Below are 18,355 nucleotides of genomic sequence, written 5' to 3' on the forward strand. Positions count from 1 at the left end.
TTCAGGCGGCAGCCCTGTCGGCTGTGGCGCGGCCGTCGGTCCTTCACTATTTGAAGGTCGTCAGGTATGCGACCAATTGCGTCACCTGCTCTGGCGTCAGGTCCTTGCCGAACGTGCTCGGCATGAACGAGACCCCGTTGCTCGAATACATGCCGCCCGCAACGATGTGCGCGCTGGGCAGGGTGATGGACTCGCGCAGGTAGCCGTCGATGTCCTTCGCCTTGCCCGCGTAAGTGTTCGATGCCAGAGTCTGCTGCGCCCGCGTCGCGACCCCGGCCAACGACGGACCGGCCATGTTGACGCCCGCAGAAAGCGAGTGGCACGCATTGCATGCCGGTGACGCGGTCTTGAAGACGATCTCGCCGAGCGCGATCGGATCCTTCGCGGTCGGTCCAGCGGCGCCGCCTGGAGGTATCGCGCTGCGGACCACCGCAGCCGCCTGTGCCGGCGGCAACATTGCCGCAGGGCTGATGGTTGTGCCCGTCACCAACAAGGGTCTAGGGGGCCAGTTGTTGTTGTCGACCTTGCTGACCCAATCCAGGAAAGCCACGAGATCGGTGATCTCCGCCTCACTCAAGTCCTGCTTGGGCATCAGGCGGCGATGGCGCTGCTCGTCATAGAACTTCGACGGGTCGCGCAGATAGGCCTGCAGGTATGCGGCGCCACGCTGCTGCGCGATCTTGGTCAGGTCTGGTGCGTAGTAGGCCCCTTCGCCAAACAGCGTATGGCAGTTGATGCAGTTGTTCTTGTGCCAGGCATCCTTGCCATGGGCCACCGCTGGCGTGATGTTCTGCGCATTCGTCAACTTCGGGAATTGGCGATGGCTGTCGATCGTCAGACCCAGAAAAGCCAGTGCAGCAACCAGCGTCGAGCCGATGGCAAAAAGTCGAGCTTGCCGCTTGTTCACTGGGTCGTCCCTCTCGCGTCAGACGCCGATTCCGGTCCAGTAGGTGAGGCCGATGTAGCTCGCGTAGACGATGCCAGAACCCATCAGGGCCAGAACGACGTAGCTGAACAGCCTCAAGTATTTGTGCACGGCGTACTCTCAGGTTCGGACAGGTCCGCACCTTCTGCTAGGGGCGCCGGCCAGCGATTTGCAATCTGGCAGAGGCTAGTCCCGACCGGGCGGCGCGGTCCGTGTGCTGACGCACATAGAAGTCCGAAGGTGGACACCATCCTGACCTTTCTATCCCCGGTATCCAAGCTGGGACGGCAGCAAAAACTCGGGCGATCTCTGCCCCTGGGGCGACGCCAAGGGAGCCCTCTCTTTCGGACTGCGTGTGGAGCAGTGCTTCCGCTCCTCTGGCCTGTGTGCGCTGTCGCACAGAGGGCATCCAGCGGGCGGCCTACAGTGCTTCGATGGCCTACGTCAACGGGTCGTGTCCGGAGTCCACGATGCAGGCCGACATGCTGCAAGCCACCACAACCTCGTCGAACAAACGTGTCGTGATCGACAGCGTCGTCGTGAAAGAGGAGTGGTGCGTCGACTTCGCGCGGATATATACCGCGCGCGAACATTGCACCTCGGTTCAAGCCGGTCGGCTGGCATCGGTACTGTGCGAGTCGCTCAGCCTGTTGCCACCGCTGGTTGCCGTCGGTATGGTGCTGGCTGACGACGACCTGCTCGCGGCGCTGCGAAGTGCGGCCCATGAATGACGATGCATCCGGCACATTCCGGTGAGGTGACCTAGCCGCACTGGCCCGTGCTACCGCAAGCCGTACAGAAGTCGCATCCATCCTTGTGGATCACGGTGGCGTTGCCGCATTCCGCGCACGGCTTGCCCGCCATGACCGCTGCATGCTCCTTGCCATCGCGCGAAGCCTCCAGCACGCCCATGTCTCGCACCGGGTGGCCCGCTTCGTTCAACACGCCGAGCATTGCGTAGCGATGGATGATGAGCCTCGCCATGTAGGCCACCGTCGACGGCCAGGTCTGCTGCCGGCGCTCGCCGTCCTGCAGGCTTGGCACGAACGCCATGAAGTGCCCCAGCGGTTCGGCGTAGTTGAGCAACTTGCGCAGCTTCATGCCGATCCACGCCGGGTCGACGACGCGCATGTCCAGCGAGAGCAGCCGCGCCAGCCCATCCAGGGCCCGTGGATAGTTCCCCGAGAATCCCACCGAGCAGGGACGCGTCTGCGTGCTGCCGTCCGCCCCCGGAATGGTCACTTCCTTGAGGGTCAGCATGAACTGCTCGCCAGTGGCCGGGTTGTCGACGTCCACGGCCCATGCGAGGGTTCCCGAGGGCCCCGTATGCGGCTCGCTGATGCTGAACATCGCGTCCATCACCGGCGTGCTGCCGTCCTGGCCCCCACTCGACAAGGAGCCGAGTTGCTCGCATCGCCAGCGGATCACCGCCGCCGTCGCGGCCACGACCCCCGGGAAGAGCCGCCGCTGCCCGTCCGGCGGGAACGGCATCTCGAAGCTGCGCTCCTCGGCCACTGTGGCCAATGCATCGAGCTTCAACCTCAGCCATGCCGAATCGTTGGCCCGAAGGTCCATCGACAAGGTCTTGGCCAACGCACCGAGACCACGCGGCTGCTCGGCCCCGTTGACCCACACTTCGAACGGACGAGCAGAGGCACCGTCGGACCCGGGAATATCCCCGACGAAAAGCGCGAACTCGCCGAACGGGTGGCGCACCATGAAGGTCCATGCCGCATTGCCCGCCGGCAGCTCCGGCCGGCCGGGCCACCGCAGCGACGACATCACCGGCGCCGGCAGGCGGTTGAGCATCAGCCGCTGATTCGCCCGGCGTGAGTCGTCGATCGCCAACGGCTGCGGGACGGTCTGCGTCGGCATGATGCTGAGCACCGAGCCGAGCACCGCGTTCGGCCGGTACGTCGCCAGACCCTTCAAGCGCGACTCCCACGCTCGCACGTACAGATCCTGGAAATCAACGTACGGATAGTCGGCGGGAACGTTCACCGTCTTGGAGATCGCCGTGTCGATGAAGGGCGCGACGGCGGCGACCATCGCCTCGTGCGCCTGCGCGCTCAGCTCCAGCGCGCTGACGAACGAAGGCGGGAGCGGTGCCGTCTCGCCATGCAGGTGTCGGAAAAGCCGCCAGGCATGGTCCTCGACGGCGTACTCCTTGAAGCTGCCGTCGGGCATGCGCTTCTTGCGCGTGTAGGTCCAGCTGAACGCGGGCTCGATGCCGTTGCTCGCGTTGTCGGCGAAGGCCAGGCTGATGGTGCCGGTCGGCGCGATCGACAGCAGATGCGAATTGCGCAGGCCGCGCGTGCGGATGCGCTCGCACAAGGCCGCGGGCAGTCGCGAGACGAACGTGCTGCCGCTCAGGTAGAGGTCCGGATTGAAGAGCGGGAACGCACCCCGCTCGCCCGCGAGGTCGCACGAGGCTTCGTAGGCGGCGTCCCGCATGCGCTCGGCCACATGCCGCGCCATGCCTCGTGCGGCGTCGCTGTCGTAGTGCAGGTTCAGCATCACCAGTGCGTCGCCCAGGCCGGTGAAGCCCAGCCCGATGCGGCGCTTGTTGCCCGCCTCCGCGCGCTGTTGCGGCAGGGGCCACACCGTGGCGTCGAGCACGTTGTCGAGCATGCGCACGGCCACTCGCACCAGTGCGACGAAGCCCTCCTCGTCGAAACGAGCGCCGCCCCCGAACGGCTCGACCACGAAGCGGGTCAGGTCGATCGACCCGAGGCAACAGCAGCCGTACGGCGGCAGCGGCTGCTCGCCGCACGGGTTCGTGGTGGCGATGTCTTCGCAGTACGCGAGGTTGTTGTCGCGATTGATGTGATCGAGGAAGAGCACGCCCGGCTCCGCATGGTCGTAGGTGGAACGCATGATCTGGTCCCACAGTTCGCGTGCGGGCCGCTTGCGATAGACCCACAGTCCGTCACCCTGGCTGCGGCGCCAGGCGCCGTCCGCCTTCTGCGCGGCACCGGGTTCGGCGCGGTGGACGAACTCCACCTCAGCGCCCGACGCGACCGCCGCCATGAAGGCATCGGTCACGCCCACCGAGAGATTGAAATTCTTCAGATCGCCCTTGTCCTTCGCGTGGATGAACTCCTCGATGTCGGGATGGTCGCAGCGCAGCACGCCCATCTGCGCGCCCCGACGCGCCCCCGCCGATTCGACCGTCTCGCAAGACCGGTCGAAGACCCGCATGTAGCTGACCGGCCCCGATGCCGAGCTGCGCGTGCTGCCCACCCATGCCCCCCGCGGCCGGATGCGGGAGAAGTCGTAGCCCACGCCACCGCCGCGGCGCATCGTCTCGGCGGCCTCGGTGAGTGCGGTGTAGATGCCGGGAAACCCGTCTTCGTCGTCCGAGATCGAATCGCCGACAGGCTGCACGAAGCAATTGATCAAGGTGGCCTGCAGCCCCGTGCCGGCCGCCGACTGGATGCGCCCCGCCGGAATGAAGCCCGACCGCAGGGCCTCATGGAAGCGGGTCTCCCAGCCGGTCCGCTCCGCCGGCGCCTCGATCTGCGCCAGCGCCCGGGCGACGCGCCGGTTCACATCCTCGACGCCCCGCTCGCCCTCCTTCGCGTACTTCTCCAGCAGCACCTCCTCGCTGATGGGTTGTGTTCCGAGGGTGGATCGATCCGTGGTGTCGATGTGCTGCATGCGTGGCGTCCTTGTGTTTGACGGAGCACGGTAGGCACTTCGCACCGCCGTGTCCTTGATTTCGCACAGACCCCGCTGCACGAGCGTCGCCGCAGCGCGCCATCGGATCACCCCGCCCGCCCGTCCCGCCTGGGTTGCAGGAACCAGCGGCCGCTGCGCATCGCCCAAGCCGCCGACGCGGCAGACCATGCCGCTGCGGCGATGCCGAGCGGAAGTTCCGGGCCTTGCGGCCACAACCCGGCCGCCACGCGGAACACTGTGGCGAGCTGCACCAGCGCGAACAGCAAGACGGCGATGGCGTCCATCGCCTGGGTCCGGCCGCTGCGAGTCGCGGCGATGCGCGTGGCCATCACCAACAGCGTGCTGCCGCAGAAGCCGAGCGTCATCGCGTGGAGCGCGGCCATCGCGCAAGCCCGGGAAGCGCCGCCGCGATGAGAGACGGCCCCCAGCAGCAGCGCCACGCACAACCAGCCGAAGCCGGTGAACAGCATCGGCATGATCCGCGTCCCGACGGCCAGCCGATGGCCGTTCGCGTGGTCGAAGAACGGAAGCCCGCCAGCGTGATCGCGATGCCCGCGGCGATCAACCCGACGGGCCACTGCAAGCGCCGCGCATCGACCGCCGCGACACCCATCCAGCGGATTCCCGCGGTGAACAGGAATCCGGCGATGAACAGCGGCATGAACCCATCGCTCATCACCAGCCCGTGAGCGAGCGCCGGCGTGAGGGTCCAGGGCAACCGGGCCCCGGCGTGCAGGTCCACCAGCACCAGCAGCCACCACAGGGCGATGCACGCCATCGCGATACCGGCCACGAAGAAGCAGAGCCGGTGGGGGGCGATCAGCAGCCACTTCTGGCTGGGACGATCAGCGGGGCCGCCCATTCACATGCCGAGCACGAAGACTCCCCAGGCGCTCTTCGTGATCGCGACCGAGACGATGTAGCCGAAGGTGAGCAACGCTGCCAACCAGGCCGTCGCGCGAACCCCTCTCGATCGGCCCGGCCGCAATGCGATGACGCCCAGTCCGACATAGACGACCAGGGCGATGACCTTGGCGAGCAGCCACGGGGCGGTGCCGGGGTGGATGTGAAGCATCCACGCCAGGGTCAGCGCCGAAACCAGCAACACGGTGTCGACCAGGTGCGGTATCGACCTGGCGGCTCGCCTGCGCACCCAGCTCGCGCCCGCGAGAGAGGCCGCTCCGCGCAGGAAGAACCCCGCGAAGGACAGTGCCACGGCAGATTGGTGAACGGCCTTGACGACGGCGTAGTCCATGAAAGTCACCCCCGCTTTGCGTCACGACGTGCCAGCACGGACGCCAGCAGGGTCAGCACGAACAGCCCCATCGCCGCGGCGTTCAGCATCGCTCCCAGCGCGCGCCACGACGGGTCGATGAGGCTGCCGGGAAGTCGTACCAGCAAGGACGCGTGCAGCAGCAGCAACGGTGCATAGAACCAGATGCCGAACACCAGCCGCGTCCGCGCGACGGCCGGCAGGATCACCGGCGCGTGCCCCATCACCATGCTGAAGATGAACCCCAGGCCGAGGGCATGCAAGGCCCAGTCGCGCCCGGGGCACCCGAAGGCCGTGCCGACCCAGGCCAGCCCGGCCACGGCGAGCCAGACGTATCCTGCCAGGAGGCTGATCGCCATGTAGCGGCTCAGGCCATGGCTGCGCACGGTGCGGCGCGCCACGTCGAAGGCCAACAGCCAGAGCGCCAGCGCCGAGAGACCGCCGCCGAAGAGCGCCCCGGCGAGGGTGGGCCACCGACCTGTGCCGGCGGCTCCTGCCAACACGGCGAACAGGATGGCCATCAGCGCCACCTGCACCGCCGGGTGATGGCGCATCAGCCGCGCCATCTCCAGCCGCTCGGCCGCGATGGTCAGCACGATGAATGCAAACCACCAGGGAAGGATCACTGGCGCGTGCGCACCCAGCGCGAAGAGCAGGTTTCCGACCAGCCAGGCGACGGCGCCCGCCAGCAGCACGACAGAATGCAACGCGACCTGGCGGGACAGCACGACCACGCTGGCACCGACGAAGACGGCCGCAGCGAGCGCGCCTGCCCAGGCGCCTGCAACCGGCAGCCCGACCAGCAGCGCGGCACTTCCGAGCGCGCCGGCCCAGGGCGCGGCGAACGCCCAGCGTCGCTTCACGGCCACGGCACGCTCGATCGCGATCACCGTGCCGAGCAGGCCGGACAGCATCAGTGCGGCATGCTGCGCCAGCGCGGCACCGGCCGTCGAGCTGCTTCCGAGCGACATGCCGGCGCGCTGCAGCCCTCCGGCCACCGCGGCAAGCAGCACCAGGCCGATCAGTGCAGCCAGCACCGGCCGTGCGACCCCTTCACCGGTCGGTCTCCACACGCTCGTCATCCCTGCATGAAGCGCCGCGCGCGCTCGCTCATCATCTGCGGGGTCCACGGTGGCTCCCAGCACAGCGCCACCACGATGCCCGTGCCAGCGGGCAGCAGCCGGTCGAGCTCGAGTTCGATGTCCTCGACGATCACGTCGATCACCGGACATGCGGCCGACGTCATCGTGACGCGCACCCGAACTTCGCCGTCGGCGACCGACACGCCGTACACCAGCCCCACGTCGACGATCGAGAGCGACAGCTCCGGATCGACGACACGCGACAGGGCTGCCAGCATCGGCCCCTGCAGCGCGGGCGGCCCGTCCCAGGAAAACGGCAGCGATGTCATGGCTGCATCGCCGCGGCGTCGGGAGCACGCGCCTCCCGGCCCGCGGGATGGCGAAGCAGGCGAAGCGCGTACCACGCCAGGATCACGGCCCCGCCCGCGAACACGATGTCGCCCGGGACCCGCAGCCACACCAGCGTTTCCATGATGCGCGAGTGCACGATCGCCGGCGACCTCGCGAACCACATGCCCTGGTCGATGCTGGCCCAGGCCTGGTAGATGCCCGCCGGCAGCAGCGACATGAAGACCATCATCCCGAGCCCGATGTTCAGGCCCCAGAACGACCACGCCAGCAGGCGATCGGCATGCAGGCTGCGCGCGTACAGCCCGCGCAGGCAGAACAGCATCAGGCCGATCCCCAACATGCCGTAGACGCCGAACAGCGCCGCGTGCCCGTGCGCCGCCGTCATGTTCAGGCCCTGCACGTAGTACAGCGCGGCAGGCGGGTTGATCGCGAACCCGAGCACGCCGGCACCGAGCGTGTTCCAGAAGCCGACGGCCACGAAGCACAGGATCGGCCAGCGGTAGGCGCCGAGCCACTCCGCGCCCTTCGAACGCCGCCAAGTCTGCAAGGCCTCAAGCCCGATCATGGCCAGCGGAACGACCTCAAGCGCGGAGAACACGGCACCCACCGCGATCACGGACGTGGGCGTCCCCGTGAAATAGAGGTGGTGAAGGGTGCCGAGGATCCCGCCGAACAGGAACACGATGGTCTCGGCGACGATCGCGCGGTTCGCGCTCGCCGCGCGCACCAGCCCGAGCCGGGTGAAGATCAGCGCCACCACGGCGGTCGCGAACACCTCGAAGAAGCCCTCGACCCACAGGTGGACCAGCCACCAGCGCCAGTATTCGATCATCGAGTAGTGGGTGTGCTGGCCCCACATCAGCGAACTGGAATAGAAGCCGCCGATGCAGGCCGCCGACAGGAACACCATCGCGATCAGGCCACGGGTTTCGGAAGGCTTCATCAGCGCAGGCCACAGCGCACGCCCGAGCAGCAGCAGCCAGAACAGCAGGCCGACGAACAGCAGCAACTGCCACACCCGGCCCATGCTGGTGTACTCGAGCCCCTGGTTGCCGATCCAGAAGCTGAAGTCCACGCCGCGGTGCTGCAAGGTGCCGAGCCAGCCGGTGGCGGTCGAGCCCACGACGATGGCGATCAGCGCCCAGAACAGCACATCGACGCCCAGCTTCTGGAAGCGCGGCTCGACACCGGACAGCAACGGCGCGATGTAGAGGCCGGTCGCAAGCCAGGCGGTCGCGATCCAGAAGATGCCGACCTGCGTGTGCACCGTCCGGCTCACCACGTACGGCAGCACCTGTGCCAGCGGAATGCCGAAGAAGGCTTCGCCCTCGACCGCGTAGTGCGCGGTGATCGCGCCCATGCCGATCTGCAGCAGAAGCAGGCCGATGACCGCGAAGAAGTACTTGCGCGTCGCCTTCATCGACGGCGTGGCGACCACCTTCAGGAACGGATCGGCCGCGGGCGGCTTCAGCTCGTCCTCGTGAGGCCGTCCGCCATGGAACCACACCATCGCGGCAATGCCGGCGATCAGCAGCACGATGCTCGCCATCGACCACATCGCCGCGGAGCCTGTCATCGTGTTGCCCACCAGCGGCTCGTGCGGCCAGTTGCTCGTGTACGAGAGGCCTGCCTCGCCGGGGCGGTCTGTCGCGGCCGCCCAGGCAGTCCAGAAGAAGAAGGCCGTCAAGGCACGGCGGTCTTCGGCGGCGGGCACCGTGTCGGCCCGCATCGCGTACTGCTCGCGAAGCCCGGTCAGCGCCGTATCGTTGCCGAACAGCGCGCCATAGTGGCCGGCGACAGCGCGCACGGCCTGGCCCCGTTCGTTCGACACCTTCAGCACACCGGTGCCGTCGTCGTAGCCGTTGGCCCGCATTTCCTGCCGAAGCGTCACGTCGATCGCCGCGCGGTCCGTCGTGCTCAGGGTCGGCTGGGCTTGCTGGTGTGCGTTCAGGAGAATCCCCTGCAGCGCCAGTGCCTCGCGGTGCAGCCAGTCGGCCGACCAGTCCGGCGCGACGTAGGCCCCATGGCCCCAGACCGTGCCCAGCTGCTGCCCGCCGGACGAGAGCCACACCTGCTGACCCGCCTGGATCTGTTCGCCGGTGAAAAGGACCTCGCCGTCAGCGGTGACGACCGAGGTCGGGATCGGAGGTGCCGCCAGGTAGATCTGGTAGCCGATGAAGCCGAGCGCCCCGAACGAGAGGACGAAGATGAGGCCCAGCCAGCGCCAGAGCCTGAGATTGTTGGTCATGGATGTGCTCCTGAAGGTTCGCCAGACGATTCATCCCGCCCCGCCGCAGCCTCCGCCGCAGCACGCGCCATCGGCGTGCGGGCGGTCGGCCTTCTGCTTCGTGATCCGGACCTGCCAGAGGTCGGGGCCGGCCTGCTCATAGTCCCAGCTGAAGGCACCCGGGGCCTCGGCCTCGAACTGGTGGTACAGCGGCAACGGATCGTGGTCGTTGACCAGTCGCATCGCGCTTCCCGTCGCCAGGTTGCGGAAGGTCGCGAAGATCAGTGGATGGCGTTCGCGCGGCGAGACCTGGCGAACATCGATGCTGGAATGAACGGACGTTGGCATGCGAATGGCTCCTTGCTCATTTAAAGATGCATATTTTGTGCATCTATATTAGAAGCGCCACGTCGCGCGTGCATTGACCCCGATCAAGCGCGGTGGCCTGCCGCCGCGGCGCAACGCAGTCCGATTTGCGCGGAATCAACCGCCGCCCTGCCGGGCCCCCGATGCAACCGCATCACCGTTGATCCAACGCAAGGCGCCGCCGTTCTCACACCCGTACCGTTGCGCTGCCAATAGATGCACTACCCATACCGGATATGAACATGAGCACATGGATGAAGAAGGCGATCGTCGCAACGCTGGCGGCACTCGCCGCGGGCTGCGGCAGCGCGGTACTCGCCGCCGCGGGCTCTGCCCCTGCCCCCGCAACAAAGACCGGCGATTTCGGGCCGCCCCAGGGCACCCCGATCCACGCCATCCTGACCAGCCCGCCGAACGTGCCGCCGCCGACGAACCGCAAGGTTCCTGCCAAGGTCATCGTCGAGCTCGAAGTCGTCGAGAAGGAGATGCAGATCTCCGAAGGCGTGTCGTACACGTTCTGGACCTTCGGCGGCACCGTGCCCGGCAGCTTCATCCGCGTGCGCCAGGGCGACACGGTGGAATTCCACCTGAAGAACCACCCGGGCAGCAAGATGCCGCACAACATCGACCTGCACGGCGTGACCGGCCCGGGCGGCGGCGCCGCCTCCAGCTTCACCGCACCCGGCCATGCATCGCAGTTCACGTTCAAGGCGCTGAACGAAGGCATCTACGTCTACCACTGCGCGACAGCGCCGGTCGGCATGCACGTGGCCAACGGCATGTACGGCCTGATCCTGGTCGAGCCGCCCCAGGGCCTGCCGAAGGTCGACCACGAGTACTACGTGATGCAGGGCGATTTCTACACCGCGGGCAAGTACCGCGAGAAGGGCCTGCAGGCCTTCGACATGGAGAAGGCCATCGACGAGCGGCCTACCTACGTGCTGTTCAACGGCGCGGAAGGCGCGCTGACCGGTGACAAGGCCATCGCGGCGAAGACCGGCGAGACGGTGCGGCTGTATGTCGGCAACGGCGGTCCGAACCTGGTGTCGAGCTTCCACGTGATCGGGGCGATCTTCGACGAGGTCCGCTACGAGGGGGGCAGCAACGTTCAGAAGAACGTGCAGACGACGCTGATCCCGGCAGGCGGCGCGGCGGTCGTCAAGTTCACGACCAAGGTGCCCGGCAGCTACGTGCTGGTGGACCATTCGATCTTCCGCGCGTTCAACAAGGGTGCGCTCGCGATCATGAAGGTCAGTGGCCCCGAGGACAAGAGCATCTACTCGGGCAAGGAGCTCGACTCGGTCTACCTCGGTGACCGGGCACAACCCGACATGCAGACCGTCGCCGTCGCGACGAAGGCGGCCGCGGCGGGAACGCTGACCGTGCAGGACCAGGTGCAGGCCGGACGCTCGCTGTTCGCAGGGACCTGCTCGGTGTGCCACCAGGCGAACGGCGAAGGGCTGCCGGGCGTGTTCCCGCCCCTCGCGAAGTCCGACTTCCTCGCCGCCGACCCCGCACGGGCCATCGACGTGGTGCTGCGCGGACTCTCCGGCAAGGTCACCGTGAACGGCACCGACTACAACTCGCTGATGCCGCCGATGAACCAGCTCAACGACGACGAGGTCGCGAACATCCTCAGCTACGTCCTCAACAGCTGGGGGAATGCCGGCGGTCGCATCTCGACAAGCCAGGTGAAGAAGGCACGCGAGGCCAAGCCCGGCTCCGTCGCCGCGACAGAGCATTGACGTGAGGCGACTCGCCTGCGCCGTGCTGCTGGGGGCCGCGGCCGTGGCGGCCACGCCGTGCGCCGCGCAGTCGCCGGTGTACATCCCGATCCCCGGAGGGACGCTCTCCAGCGTCCTCGCGCGCAACGCCGACATCGGCCCGTCGCGGATCGCGGCCTTCGAGATGCGCGAGACGCCGGTGACCGTGTCGGACTGGCAGAGCTTCGTGACCGGGCACCCCGAATGGCAGCGCGGCCGCGTGGCGCGCGCGTTCGCCGACGAGGGCTACCTGAAGGACTGGCGCACCGAGGTCGACCCGCCGCCGGGCGCTCGCGCATCGCAGCCGATCACCGCGGTCAGCTGGTTCGCTGCACAAGCCTACTGCGAGACCGAGGGCGCACGCCTTCCGACCTGGCCCGAGTGGGAGTACGTCGCCGCAGCCGATGCGGGCCGGCGCGACGCGCGGGCCGATCCGGCCTGGCGCTCGCGCATCCTGGCCTGGTACGGCCGCCCCGCCGCCCACGCGCTGCCGGACGTCGGCGGTCAGCCGAACGTCTACCGCGTGCGCGACCTGCACGGCCTGGTCTGGGAATGGGTCGACGACTTCAATGCGCTGCTCATCAACCCCGACAGCCGCTCCGCCGAGGATCCCGACAAGCTGCAGTTCTGCGGTGCCGGCGCGATCGACCTGCAGGACCGCGAGAACTATGCAGTGCTGATGCGCGTGGCCTTGCTGTCGTCGCTCGAGGCGGCGCAGAGCACGAGCAGCCTTGGGCTGCGCTGCGTGCGCCCTCTTCCTCCCATTCTTCCCCACCCCCTCAAGGAGACTCCATGATGCTTCGCCGCACCCTGCTGGCCGCCGCGCTGGCGTTCTGCGCTTCGGTGGGAGCCGCGCCGGCCCTGCCGGGCGACTCGGTCTACCAGCTGCCGCTTCGCCTGAACGACCAGGACGGCACCGCGTTCCCGCTCGCACGCAGCCAGGGCCGCCTGGTGATCGCGACGATGTTCTACACCTCCTGCCAGTACGTCTGCCCGATGCTGATCGACGCCTTGCGCGACACGCTGGCGGCATTGCCCGTGCCGGACCGCGGGCGGGTGGACGTGCTGATGGTGAGCTTCGATCCCGCACGCGACACGCCGGACGTGCTCAGGCGCACCTTCGAGCAGCGCCATCTGGAGCACCCGCAATGGACCCTGGCGCGCACCGACAGCGCCGGCACGCGCAAGCTGGCCGCCTTGCTGGGCATCCGCTACCGGCAGCTGGCCGATGGCGACTTCAACCACACGAGCGCACTGATCCTGCTCGACGGGCAAGGGCGCATCCTCGGTCGCACCTCGACGCTCGGCCAGGCCGACCCGGTGTTCGTCCGGCTCGCGCAGGATGCATTGCGCGGCGAACCGCACTGACGCGGCCGGCGGCAGCTTCAGCGCGATGCCGCCGAGGCTGCCGCGCCGGCGCCCGTTTCAGGTGCCTGCGCCACGACCTCCTTCGGCACCACCTGCCCCGGCGTGTCGGTCGGCGCCTCGCCCGGCGGAATGTGCGGCAGGCGGTGGGCGATGCCCTTGTGGCAATCGATGCAGGTCTTGTCCTTGCTGGCCAGGTGGGTCGTATGCATCGCCTGCGCACGCACGCTCTGGCGGGTGAAGTCCATCGAGTCGTAGTTGTGGCAGTTGCGGCATTCGAGCGAATCGTTCGCCTTGAAGCGCCGCCATTCGTGCTGCGCCAGCTCCAGGCGCTTGGCCTGGAACTTCTCCGGCGTGTCGATGGTGCCGAACACCTTGCCCCAGACCTCCTTCGACGCCTGCATCTTGCGGGCGATCTTGTCGGTCCAGTTGTGCGGCACGTGGCAGTTCGAGCACACCGCCCGCACCCCGGAGCGGTTGGTGTAGTGGATCGTCGACTTGAGTTCGGCGAACACGTTGTCGCGCATCTCGTGGCAGCTGGTGCAGAAGGCCTCGGTGTTGGTCGCCTCCATCGCGGTGTTGAAGCCGCCCCAGAACACGACGCCGGCGATGAAGCCGACGAGGATCAGCACGCCCAGGCTGAAGTGCACGCTGGGGCGCGACAGGATCCTCCAATACCGACTGAGCAGTTTCCGCACGGCAAGTCTCCAGCTATCGTTTGGCGGGCACGGCTGCGCGGCGCAGCACCGTGTCGACATCTTCGAACGTGTTCCCCACCAGCGGCTTCACCGGCTCCTGCGCGACATGGCATTGCTGGCAGAAGTAGCGCCGCGTCGAGACCTGCGCGAGCACCTTGCCGTCGCGGTCGATGTAGTGCGTCACGCTGACCGGCACCGCCTGGCTGAACTCCGTCCTGGCGCGGGCATGGCAGTCCAGGCACTTGTTGAAGTTGCGGTCGACCTGGTAGCCGTCGACCCGGTGCGGGATGATCGGCGGCTGCATGTCGTAGTTGCGCGTGCGGCGCTGGTCGTCGTTCACCGCGTTGGTGAGCAGCGGCGGGCGCGACTCCTCGGGGATCGGCGTCGCGCCGCGCAGCGCATCCTGGACCAGCGGCGGGGCGGCGGATGCGGCGGCGGCGGCCAGCACGAGCGACAACACAAGCAGGCGGGGTCGGATCATGGGCACTCCTGTCGGCCTCACACCTTGGTGATGCGCACGGCGCACTTCTTGAAGTCGGTCTGGAACGAGATCGGATCGGTCGCATCCAGCGTGACCTTGTTGATCAGCTGGCTGGCATCGAACCAGGGCACGAACACCAGCCCCCGCGGCGGCTTGTTGCGACCGCGCGTCTCGACGCGGGTGCGCATGCTGCCGCGCCGCGAGGCGACCTCGATCTCGACGCCGCGCCGCACGCCCAGCGCCTTCGCGTCATCGGGGTGCATGTAGCAGACGGCGTTCGGCACCGCCCGGTGCAGTTCGGGCACGCGGCGCGTCATCGAGCCCGAATGCCAGTGCTCCAGCACGCGGCCGGTCGACAGCCAGAACGGGTACTCCTTGTCCGGCACCTCCGGCGGCGGCTCGTACGGCAGCGCAAAGATCACCGCCTTGCCGTCGGGGTTGCCGTAGAACTGCCAGCCGGTGCCGGGCTTCACGTAGGGGTCGGAACCCTCCTTGTAGCGCCAGCGCGTCTCCTTGCCGTCGACCACCGGCCAGCGCAAGCCCCGCACCTGGTGGTAGGTGTCGAAGGGCGCCAAGTCGTGGCCATGACCCCGGCCGAAACTCGCGTACTCCTCGAACAAGCCCTTCTGCGGGTAGAAGCCGAAAGCCTTCGCCTCGTCGTTCTCGTAGCCCGCCTCGACCTGCGAGGCCGGGAAGCGGTTGACCTGCCCGTTCTCGAACAGCACCTGGAACAGCGTCTTGCCGCGGACCTCGGGCTGCTTCGCGATCAGCTCCGCCGGCCACACCTCCTCGACCTTGAAGCGCTTCGAGAACTCCATCAGCTGCCAGAGATCCGATCGTGCTTCGCCGGGGGCCCTGACGAGCTGGTGCCAGAAGTGGGTCCGGCGTTCGGCATTGCCGTACGCACCCTCTTTCTCGACCCACATCGCCGCCGGCAGGATCAGGTCGGCCGCAAGGCAAGTGACGGTCGGGTAGGCATCGGACACCACGACGAAGTTGTCGGGGTTGCGATAACCGGGGTAGCCCTCCTGCGTGAGGTTGGCGCCGGCCTGCATGTTGTTGTTGACCATCACCCAGTAGGCGTTGAGCTTGCCGTCCTTCAGCATGCGGTTCTGCAACACGGCGTGGTAGCCCGGCACATCGGGGATGGTGCCGTCGGGCAGCTTCCAGATCTCTTCGGCATGGGCCCGGTGCTTCGGGTTGGTGACGACCATGTCGGCCGGCAACCGGTTGGCGAAAGTGCCCACCTCGCGCGCGGTGCCGCAGGCCGAGGGCTGGCCGGTCAGCGAGAACGGGCTGTTGCCCGGCGTCGCGATCTTGCCGGTCAGCAGGTGGATGTTGTAGATCATGTTGTTCGCCCAGACGCCGCGCGTGTGCTGGTTGAACCCCATCGTCCAGAACGACATCACCTTCACCTTCGGATCCGCGTACAGCTCGGCCAGTGCGAGCAGGCGGTTCTTCGGCACGCCGCTGAGTTTCGCGGTGTAGTCCAGGTCGTAGGTCGCGACGAACTTCGCGAACTCGTCGAAGCTCATCGGCTTCGAGCCGCCCACGGCGTTGGCATTCTTCGCGGCCTTCTGCAGCGGGTGCTCGGGCCGCAGGCCGTAGCCGATGTCGGGGTTGCCGAGCCTGAAGGTGGTGTGCTTCTCGACGAACGGGCGATTGACCCGCCCGGTCGAGATGATGTGGTGTGCGATGAAGTTGAGGATCGCCAGATCGGTCTGCGGCGTGAACGTCAGGTCCAGGTCGGCGAGTTCGTACGAGCGGTGCTCGAACGTCGACAGCACGGCGACCTTGACGTCCTTTCCGCTCAGCCGCCGGTCGGTCACTCGCGTCCACAGGATCGGGTGCATCTCGGCCATGTTCGAGCCCCACAGCACGAACGCGTCGGCGGCCTCGATGTCGTCGTAGCAGCCCATCGGCTCATCCGCTCCGAAGGTGCGCATGAAACCCGATGCGGCCGACGCCATGCAGTGGCGGGCGTTCGGGTCGAGGTTGTTGGTGCGAAAGCCCGCCTTCATCAGCTTCAGCGCGGCATAGCCTTCCCACACCGTCCACTGGCCGGAGCCGAACATGCCGACGGCGGTGGGGCCCTTCTCCTTGAGCACCCGCTTGAACTGGGACGCCATCTCGTCGAAGGCCTGGTCCCACGAGACGTGCTGGAACTCGCCGTCCTTGGCGTAGCGGCCGTCCTTCATGCGCATCAGCGGGCGCGTCAGACGGTCCTCGCCGTACATGATCTTCGACAGGAAGTAGCCCTTGACGCAGTTCAGGCCGCGGTTGACCTCGGCCAGGGGGTCGCCGTGCGTCGCGACGACGCGGTTGTCCTTGACGGCAACGCTGACGCCGCAGCCGGTGCCGCAGAAGCGGCAGGGCGCCTTGGACCACTTCAGGTCCTTGGCATCGGCACTGACGTCGGCCATGCCGGGCAAAGGCACGCCTGCCACCGCGGCGGCCGTGGCGGCCGCTGTTTGCCTAATGAAGTCCCTGCGGGCGATCGGCATCGGGTAGTTCCTCGTTCATGGATTCCAGGGTGTCCGCGTGCTGGTAGACGAGCGCGGCCGACAGCACACCGTCGGTGCGCTGGATGGTCTGCACTAGGCCGATCATGTCGCCCGCACTCGACGCCTCCAGCGTGATCACGAGCTTTCCCCGGTCGGTGACGGCGTGGATCACCGCCCCCGGCAGTTCGGCCAGCGTGACGGCAAGGGCAGGCGCCCGGCTCGGTGAAGAATGGACGACCAGGCTCGCGATGTGGAGTTCAGCGGGGCCGCTCGAAGGCGCGGCGGCGACCGGCAACATGGTGCGGCGCATGGTCAGCTGCCCGGCGGGCCGGCCAACATCTGCAGCATCCAGACCACGAAGCCGTAGCCACCGACGACGCACACGGCCAGCACCGGCGCGATGAAGGCCAAGGAGAGGACCACGACAGCGCGCTCCTGCGCCTTGCTCGGCTCGTCAGCGCGTTGAGGCATCGCCGTCTCCTTACCCGCCGCTCGGACGGCTTGCCTATGGACTCGGGGTGCATCGCTCGAACGGAAGTATGTCAATGGCATGAGTGCGAGCGTAGGGCGGCGCGCAGATAGGGAGATTGATCAGAATCAAAGTGGCGTGCAATAGTGGCAACCTCTCGAATCGACTTTGCGATGCACCTGATTCCGCCCTATCGGCCCCGTTCGTATCGGAAAGGAGGGATGCTGCTTGCAAGGAAGTCCGGCGCACGAATCGCTCAACGAGTTCTGCGCCCGACGTTTCGCATGCGCGCGCACGAGTGGTCCTGCTGCGCAGAAATCTGGCGCGTGGCCATCACCGTCTGTGGACGCGAGATCTACCTCGACGCCGTGATGGACGACTTCGGCAATCTCGTCGCCATCCGGAATCGATTTCGGGCTGTCACGCAGAGGCAACGGGCCGCGCCCCAACCACTGCGTGCCATCCGGCTGCGCGAGGTCATAAGCAAGACGGGGCTCAGCCGCGCGACGCTCCACAACCTCGAAGTCGCCGGCAGGTTTCCTCAGCATCGACTCCTCACCCCGCGCTGCGCAGTTTGGATTGGGAGCGAAGTGGACCAGTGGTTGCTCGAGCGCCTGGCCTCGCCTGCGGCATATGCTCCGTTGCCGAACGTCGAACTGCGGCGATCCACGCCGGGCCGCGGCAAGAATCGGTGAGTAGCGGGGAGGTGCATGGGAATGCACCTCCCCGATTTCCTTGGTACGGCCTGTCAGGCCATCTCCAACTCAGCGTCGAGCGCTGCACGCCGGCCTTGGATCCTGATCTCGTCGGCAGACCTGCCGCCAGCGTGCTGGCCGCAAGCTGAAGGCCGCCGCTCTTCGGGTCAGCCTTGAACTCAAAGTACTTGTCAGCCCATCCGCCGAAAGTGGGCGCGCCAGCAGCCTCGGCCCGCTTCTCGACCTTGGCGCGCGATGGTGACTGACCGCGCTCAACAAGGCGCCTGGCGCGCGAGAGCAACTGCCGCGCCTCCGTATCGGAAGGACAGCGCACCATATGCCCCCCCTTCCGGGAGGCCTCGCACGAAGAACCGGCGCGAGCACGCACCCGGTTGGTCGCACAGGATGCGCTGCCCCGCCTTTGTGGGGCGTGTCGGAAAACTCAAGGCTCGATCCCGACCGCTCGATGGGGACG

The 18,355-nt window shown here is 67.4% G+C and carries 19 protein-coding genes; 5 read left to right on the top strand and 14 right to left on the bottom strand.

Going from position 1 to position 18,355, the window contains the following annotated elements:
- Positions 1–46: 46 nt before the first annotated feature.
- Positions 47–907, bottom strand: coding sequence for a c-type cytochrome (locus tag ACXJLU_RS14390; RefSeq protein ID WP_457331967.1), 861 nt, complete (start codon positions 905–907; stop codon positions 47–49).
- Positions 908–1,359: 452 nt separating this feature from the next.
- Here ACXJLU_RS14390 and ACXJLU_RS14395 point away from each other — a divergent pair, with 452 nt between their 5' ends.
- Positions 1,360–1,656, top strand: a complete 297-nt coding sequence (locus tag ACXJLU_RS14395; RefSeq protein WP_457331969.1) for a hypothetical protein — start codon at positions 1,360–1,362, stop codon at positions 1,654–1,656.
- Positions 1,657–1,687: 31 nt separating this feature from the next.
- Here the strand turns inward: ACXJLU_RS14395 and ACXJLU_RS14400 are convergent, their stop codons facing one another.
- The 8 genes from ACXJLU_RS14400 to ACXJLU_RS14435 form a co-directional block, all read right to left on the bottom strand.
- Positions 1,688–4,585, bottom strand: a complete 2,898-nt coding sequence (locus ACXJLU_RS14400; RefSeq protein ID WP_457332025.1) for an adenosylcobalamin-dependent ribonucleoside-diphosphate reductase — start codon at positions 4,583–4,585, stop codon at positions 1,688–1,690.
- Positions 4,586–4,692: 107 nt separating this feature from the next.
- Positions 4,693–5,082: an NnrS family protein gene (locus ACXJLU_RS14405; RefSeq protein WP_457331971.1), complete on the bottom strand. Its 390-nt coding sequence runs from the start codon at positions 5,080–5,082 to the stop codon at positions 4,693–4,695.
- Entirely contained in the window at positions 4,968–5,468 is a 501-nt protein-coding gene (locus ACXJLU_RS14410; RefSeq protein WP_457331973.1) for an NnrS family protein, read from the bottom strand. The genes ACXJLU_RS14405 and ACXJLU_RS14410 overlap by 115 nt, the downstream gene beginning before the upstream one ends.
- Positions 5,469–5,861 carry a SirB2 family protein gene (locus ACXJLU_RS14415; protein ID WP_457331975.1) on the bottom strand — a complete coding sequence of 131 codons (393 nt, stop codon included), beginning with the start codon at positions 5,859–5,861 and terminating at the stop codon, positions 5,469–5,471. It abuts the gene before it with no gap.
- A 5-nt stretch (positions 5,862–5,866) separates the two neighbouring features.
- Positions 5,867–6,952 carry a DUF8744 domain-containing protein gene (locus ACXJLU_RS14420; RefSeq protein ID WP_457331977.1) on the bottom strand — a complete coding sequence of 362 codons (1,086 nt, stop codon included), beginning with the start codon at positions 6,950–6,952 and terminating at the stop codon, positions 5,867–5,869.
- A gap of 5 nt (positions 6,953–6,957) precedes the next feature.
- Complete coding sequence (locus ACXJLU_RS14425) at positions 6,958–7,290, bottom strand: metal-sulfur cluster assembly factor (RefSeq protein WP_457331979.1); 333 nt, start codon at positions 7,288–7,290, stop codon at positions 6,958–6,960.
- On the bottom strand, positions 7,287–9,560 hold the full coding sequence (locus ACXJLU_RS14430) for a nitric-oxide reductase large subunit (protein ID WP_457331981.1): 2,274 nt from the start codon (positions 9,558–9,560) through the stop codon (positions 7,287–7,289). The genes ACXJLU_RS14425 and ACXJLU_RS14430 overlap by 4 nt, the downstream gene beginning before the upstream one ends.
- Before the next feature lie 30 nt (positions 9,561–9,590).
- Positions 9,591–9,887 carry a DUF2249 domain-containing protein gene (locus ACXJLU_RS14435; RefSeq protein WP_457331983.1) on the bottom strand — a complete coding sequence of 99 codons (297 nt, stop codon included), beginning with the start codon at positions 9,885–9,887 and terminating at the stop codon, positions 9,591–9,593.
- 260 nt (positions 9,888–10,147) lie between these two features.
- Here ACXJLU_RS14435 and nirK point away from each other — a divergent pair, with 260 nt between their 5' ends.
- From nirK to ACXJLU_RS14450, 3 genes are read left to right on the top strand one after another with little or no spacing between them, the layout of a single operon-like run.
- Positions 10,148–11,650, top strand: coding sequence for a copper-containing nitrite reductase (gene nirK, locus ACXJLU_RS14440; RefSeq protein WP_457331985.1), 1,503 nt, complete (start codon positions 10,148–10,150; stop codon positions 11,648–11,650).
- 1 nt (position 11,651) lies between these two features.
- Positions 11,652–12,464 carry a formylglycine-generating enzyme family protein gene (locus ACXJLU_RS14445; protein WP_457331987.1) on the top strand — a complete coding sequence of 271 codons (813 nt, stop codon included), beginning with the start codon at positions 11,652–11,654 and terminating at the stop codon, positions 12,462–12,464.
- The gene (locus ACXJLU_RS14450; protein ID WP_457331989.1) at positions 12,464–13,036 is read left to right on the top strand and encodes an SCO family protein; all 573 of its coding nucleotides are present in this window, start codon (positions 12,464–12,466) and stop codon (positions 13,034–13,036) included. The genes ACXJLU_RS14445 and ACXJLU_RS14450 overlap by 1 nt, the downstream gene beginning before the upstream one ends.
- Before the next feature lie 17 nt (positions 13,037–13,053).
- Here ACXJLU_RS14450 and ACXJLU_RS14455 read toward each other — a convergent pair whose 3' ends face one another.
- Genes ACXJLU_RS14455 through ACXJLU_RS14475 form a run of 5 tightly spaced genes read right to left on the bottom strand, consistent with a single transcriptional unit; the run spans position 13,054 to position 17,187 of the window.
- On the bottom strand, positions 13,054–13,731 hold the full coding sequence (locus ACXJLU_RS14455) for a cytochrome c3 family protein (protein WP_457331991.1): 678 nt from the start codon (positions 13,729–13,731) through the stop codon (positions 13,054–13,056).
- Between the two features lie 13 nt (positions 13,732–13,744).
- A complete protein-coding gene (locus tag ACXJLU_RS14460; RefSeq protein WP_457331993.1) occupies positions 13,745–14,212 on the bottom strand; it encodes a nitrate reductase cytochrome c-type subunit in 468 nt (155 codons plus the stop codon).
- Between the two features lie 17 nt (positions 14,213–14,229).
- Positions 14,230–16,716 carry a periplasmic nitrate reductase subunit alpha gene (gene napA, locus ACXJLU_RS14465; RefSeq protein ID WP_457331995.1) on the bottom strand — a complete coding sequence of 829 codons (2,487 nt, stop codon included), beginning with the start codon at positions 16,714–16,716 and terminating at the stop codon, positions 14,230–14,232.
- Entirely contained in the window at positions 16,688–17,026 is a 339-nt protein-coding gene (locus ACXJLU_RS14470) for a chaperone NapD (RefSeq protein ID WP_457331997.1), read from the bottom strand. Before ACXJLU_RS14470 ends, napA begins: the two co-directional genes overlap by 29 nt.
- Before the next feature lie 2 nt (positions 17,027–17,028).
- Positions 17,029–17,187 carry a periplasmic nitrate reductase, NapE protein gene (locus ACXJLU_RS14475; protein WP_457331999.1) on the bottom strand — a complete coding sequence of 53 codons (159 nt, stop codon included), beginning with the start codon at positions 17,185–17,187 and terminating at the stop codon, positions 17,029–17,031.
- 171 nt (positions 17,188–17,358) lie between these two features.
- On the opposite strand from ACXJLU_RS14475, the gene ACXJLU_RS14480 reads away from it, so the two are divergent.
- The gene (locus ACXJLU_RS14480) at positions 17,359–17,880 is read left to right on the top strand and encodes an AlpA family phage regulatory protein (protein WP_457332001.1); all 522 of its coding nucleotides are present in this window, start codon (positions 17,359–17,361) and stop codon (positions 17,878–17,880) included.
- Positions 17,881–18,355: the final 475 nt, after the last annotated feature.

The sequence above is a fragment of the Rhizobacter sp. P5_C2 genome (assembly GCF_054049715.1).

Coding starts and splice junctions, on each gene's coding strand:
- ACXJLU_RS14475 (WP_457331999.1), bottom strand. CDS start 17,187: ATGCCTCAACGCGCTGACGAGCCGAGCAAGGCGCAGGAGCGCGCTGTC.
- ACXJLU_RS14435 (WP_457331983.1), bottom strand. CDS start 9,887: ATGCCAACGTCCGTTCATTCCAGCATCGATGTTCGCCAGGTCTCGCCG.
- ACXJLU_RS14415 (WP_457331975.1), bottom strand. CDS start 5,861: ATGGACTACGCCGTCGTCAAGGCCGTTCACCAATCTGCCGTGGCACTG.
- ACXJLU_RS14405 (WP_457331971.1), bottom strand. CDS start 5,082: ATGCCGATGCTGTTCACCGGCTTCGGCTGGTTGTGCGTGGCGCTGCTG.
- ACXJLU_RS14395 (WP_457331969.1), top strand. CDS start 1,360: ATGGCCTACGTCAACGGGTCGTGTCCGGAGTCCACGATGCAGGCCGAC.
- ACXJLU_RS14450 (WP_457331989.1), top strand. CDS start 12,464: ATGCTTCGCCGCACCCTGCTGGCCGCCGCGCTGGCGTTCTGCGCTTCG.
- ACXJLU_RS14410 (WP_457331973.1), bottom strand. CDS start 5,468: ATGGGCGGCCCCGCTGATCGTCCCAGCCAGAAGTGGCTGCTGATCGCC.
- ACXJLU_RS14470 (WP_457331997.1), bottom strand. CDS start 17,026: ATGCGCCGCACCATGTTGCCGGTCGCCGCCGCGCCTTCGAGCGGCCCC.
- ACXJLU_RS14425 (WP_457331979.1), bottom strand. CDS start 7,290: ATGACATCGCTGCCGTTTTCCTGGGACGGGCCGCCCGCGCTGCAGGGG.
- ACXJLU_RS14430 (WP_457331981.1), bottom strand. CDS start 9,560: ATGACCAACAATCTCAGGCTCTGGCGCTGGCTGGGCCTCATCTTCGTC.
- ACXJLU_RS14400 (WP_457332025.1), bottom strand. CDS start 4,585: ATGCAGCACATCGACACCACGGATCGATCCACCCTCGGAACACAACCC.
- ACXJLU_RS14480 (WP_457332001.1), top strand. CDS start 17,359: ATGCACCTGATTCCGCCCTATCGGCCCCGTTCGTATCGGAAAGGAGGG.
- ACXJLU_RS14460 (WP_457331993.1), bottom strand. CDS start 14,212: ATGATCCGACCCCGCCTGCTTGTGTTGTCGCTCGTGCTGGCCGCCGCC.
- napA (WP_457331995.1), bottom strand. CDS start 16,716: ATGCCGATCGCCCGCAGGGACTTCATTAGGCAAACAGCGGCCGCCACG.
- nirK (WP_457331985.1), top strand. CDS start 10,148: ATGAGCACATGGATGAAGAAGGCGATCGTCGCAACGCTGGCGGCACTC.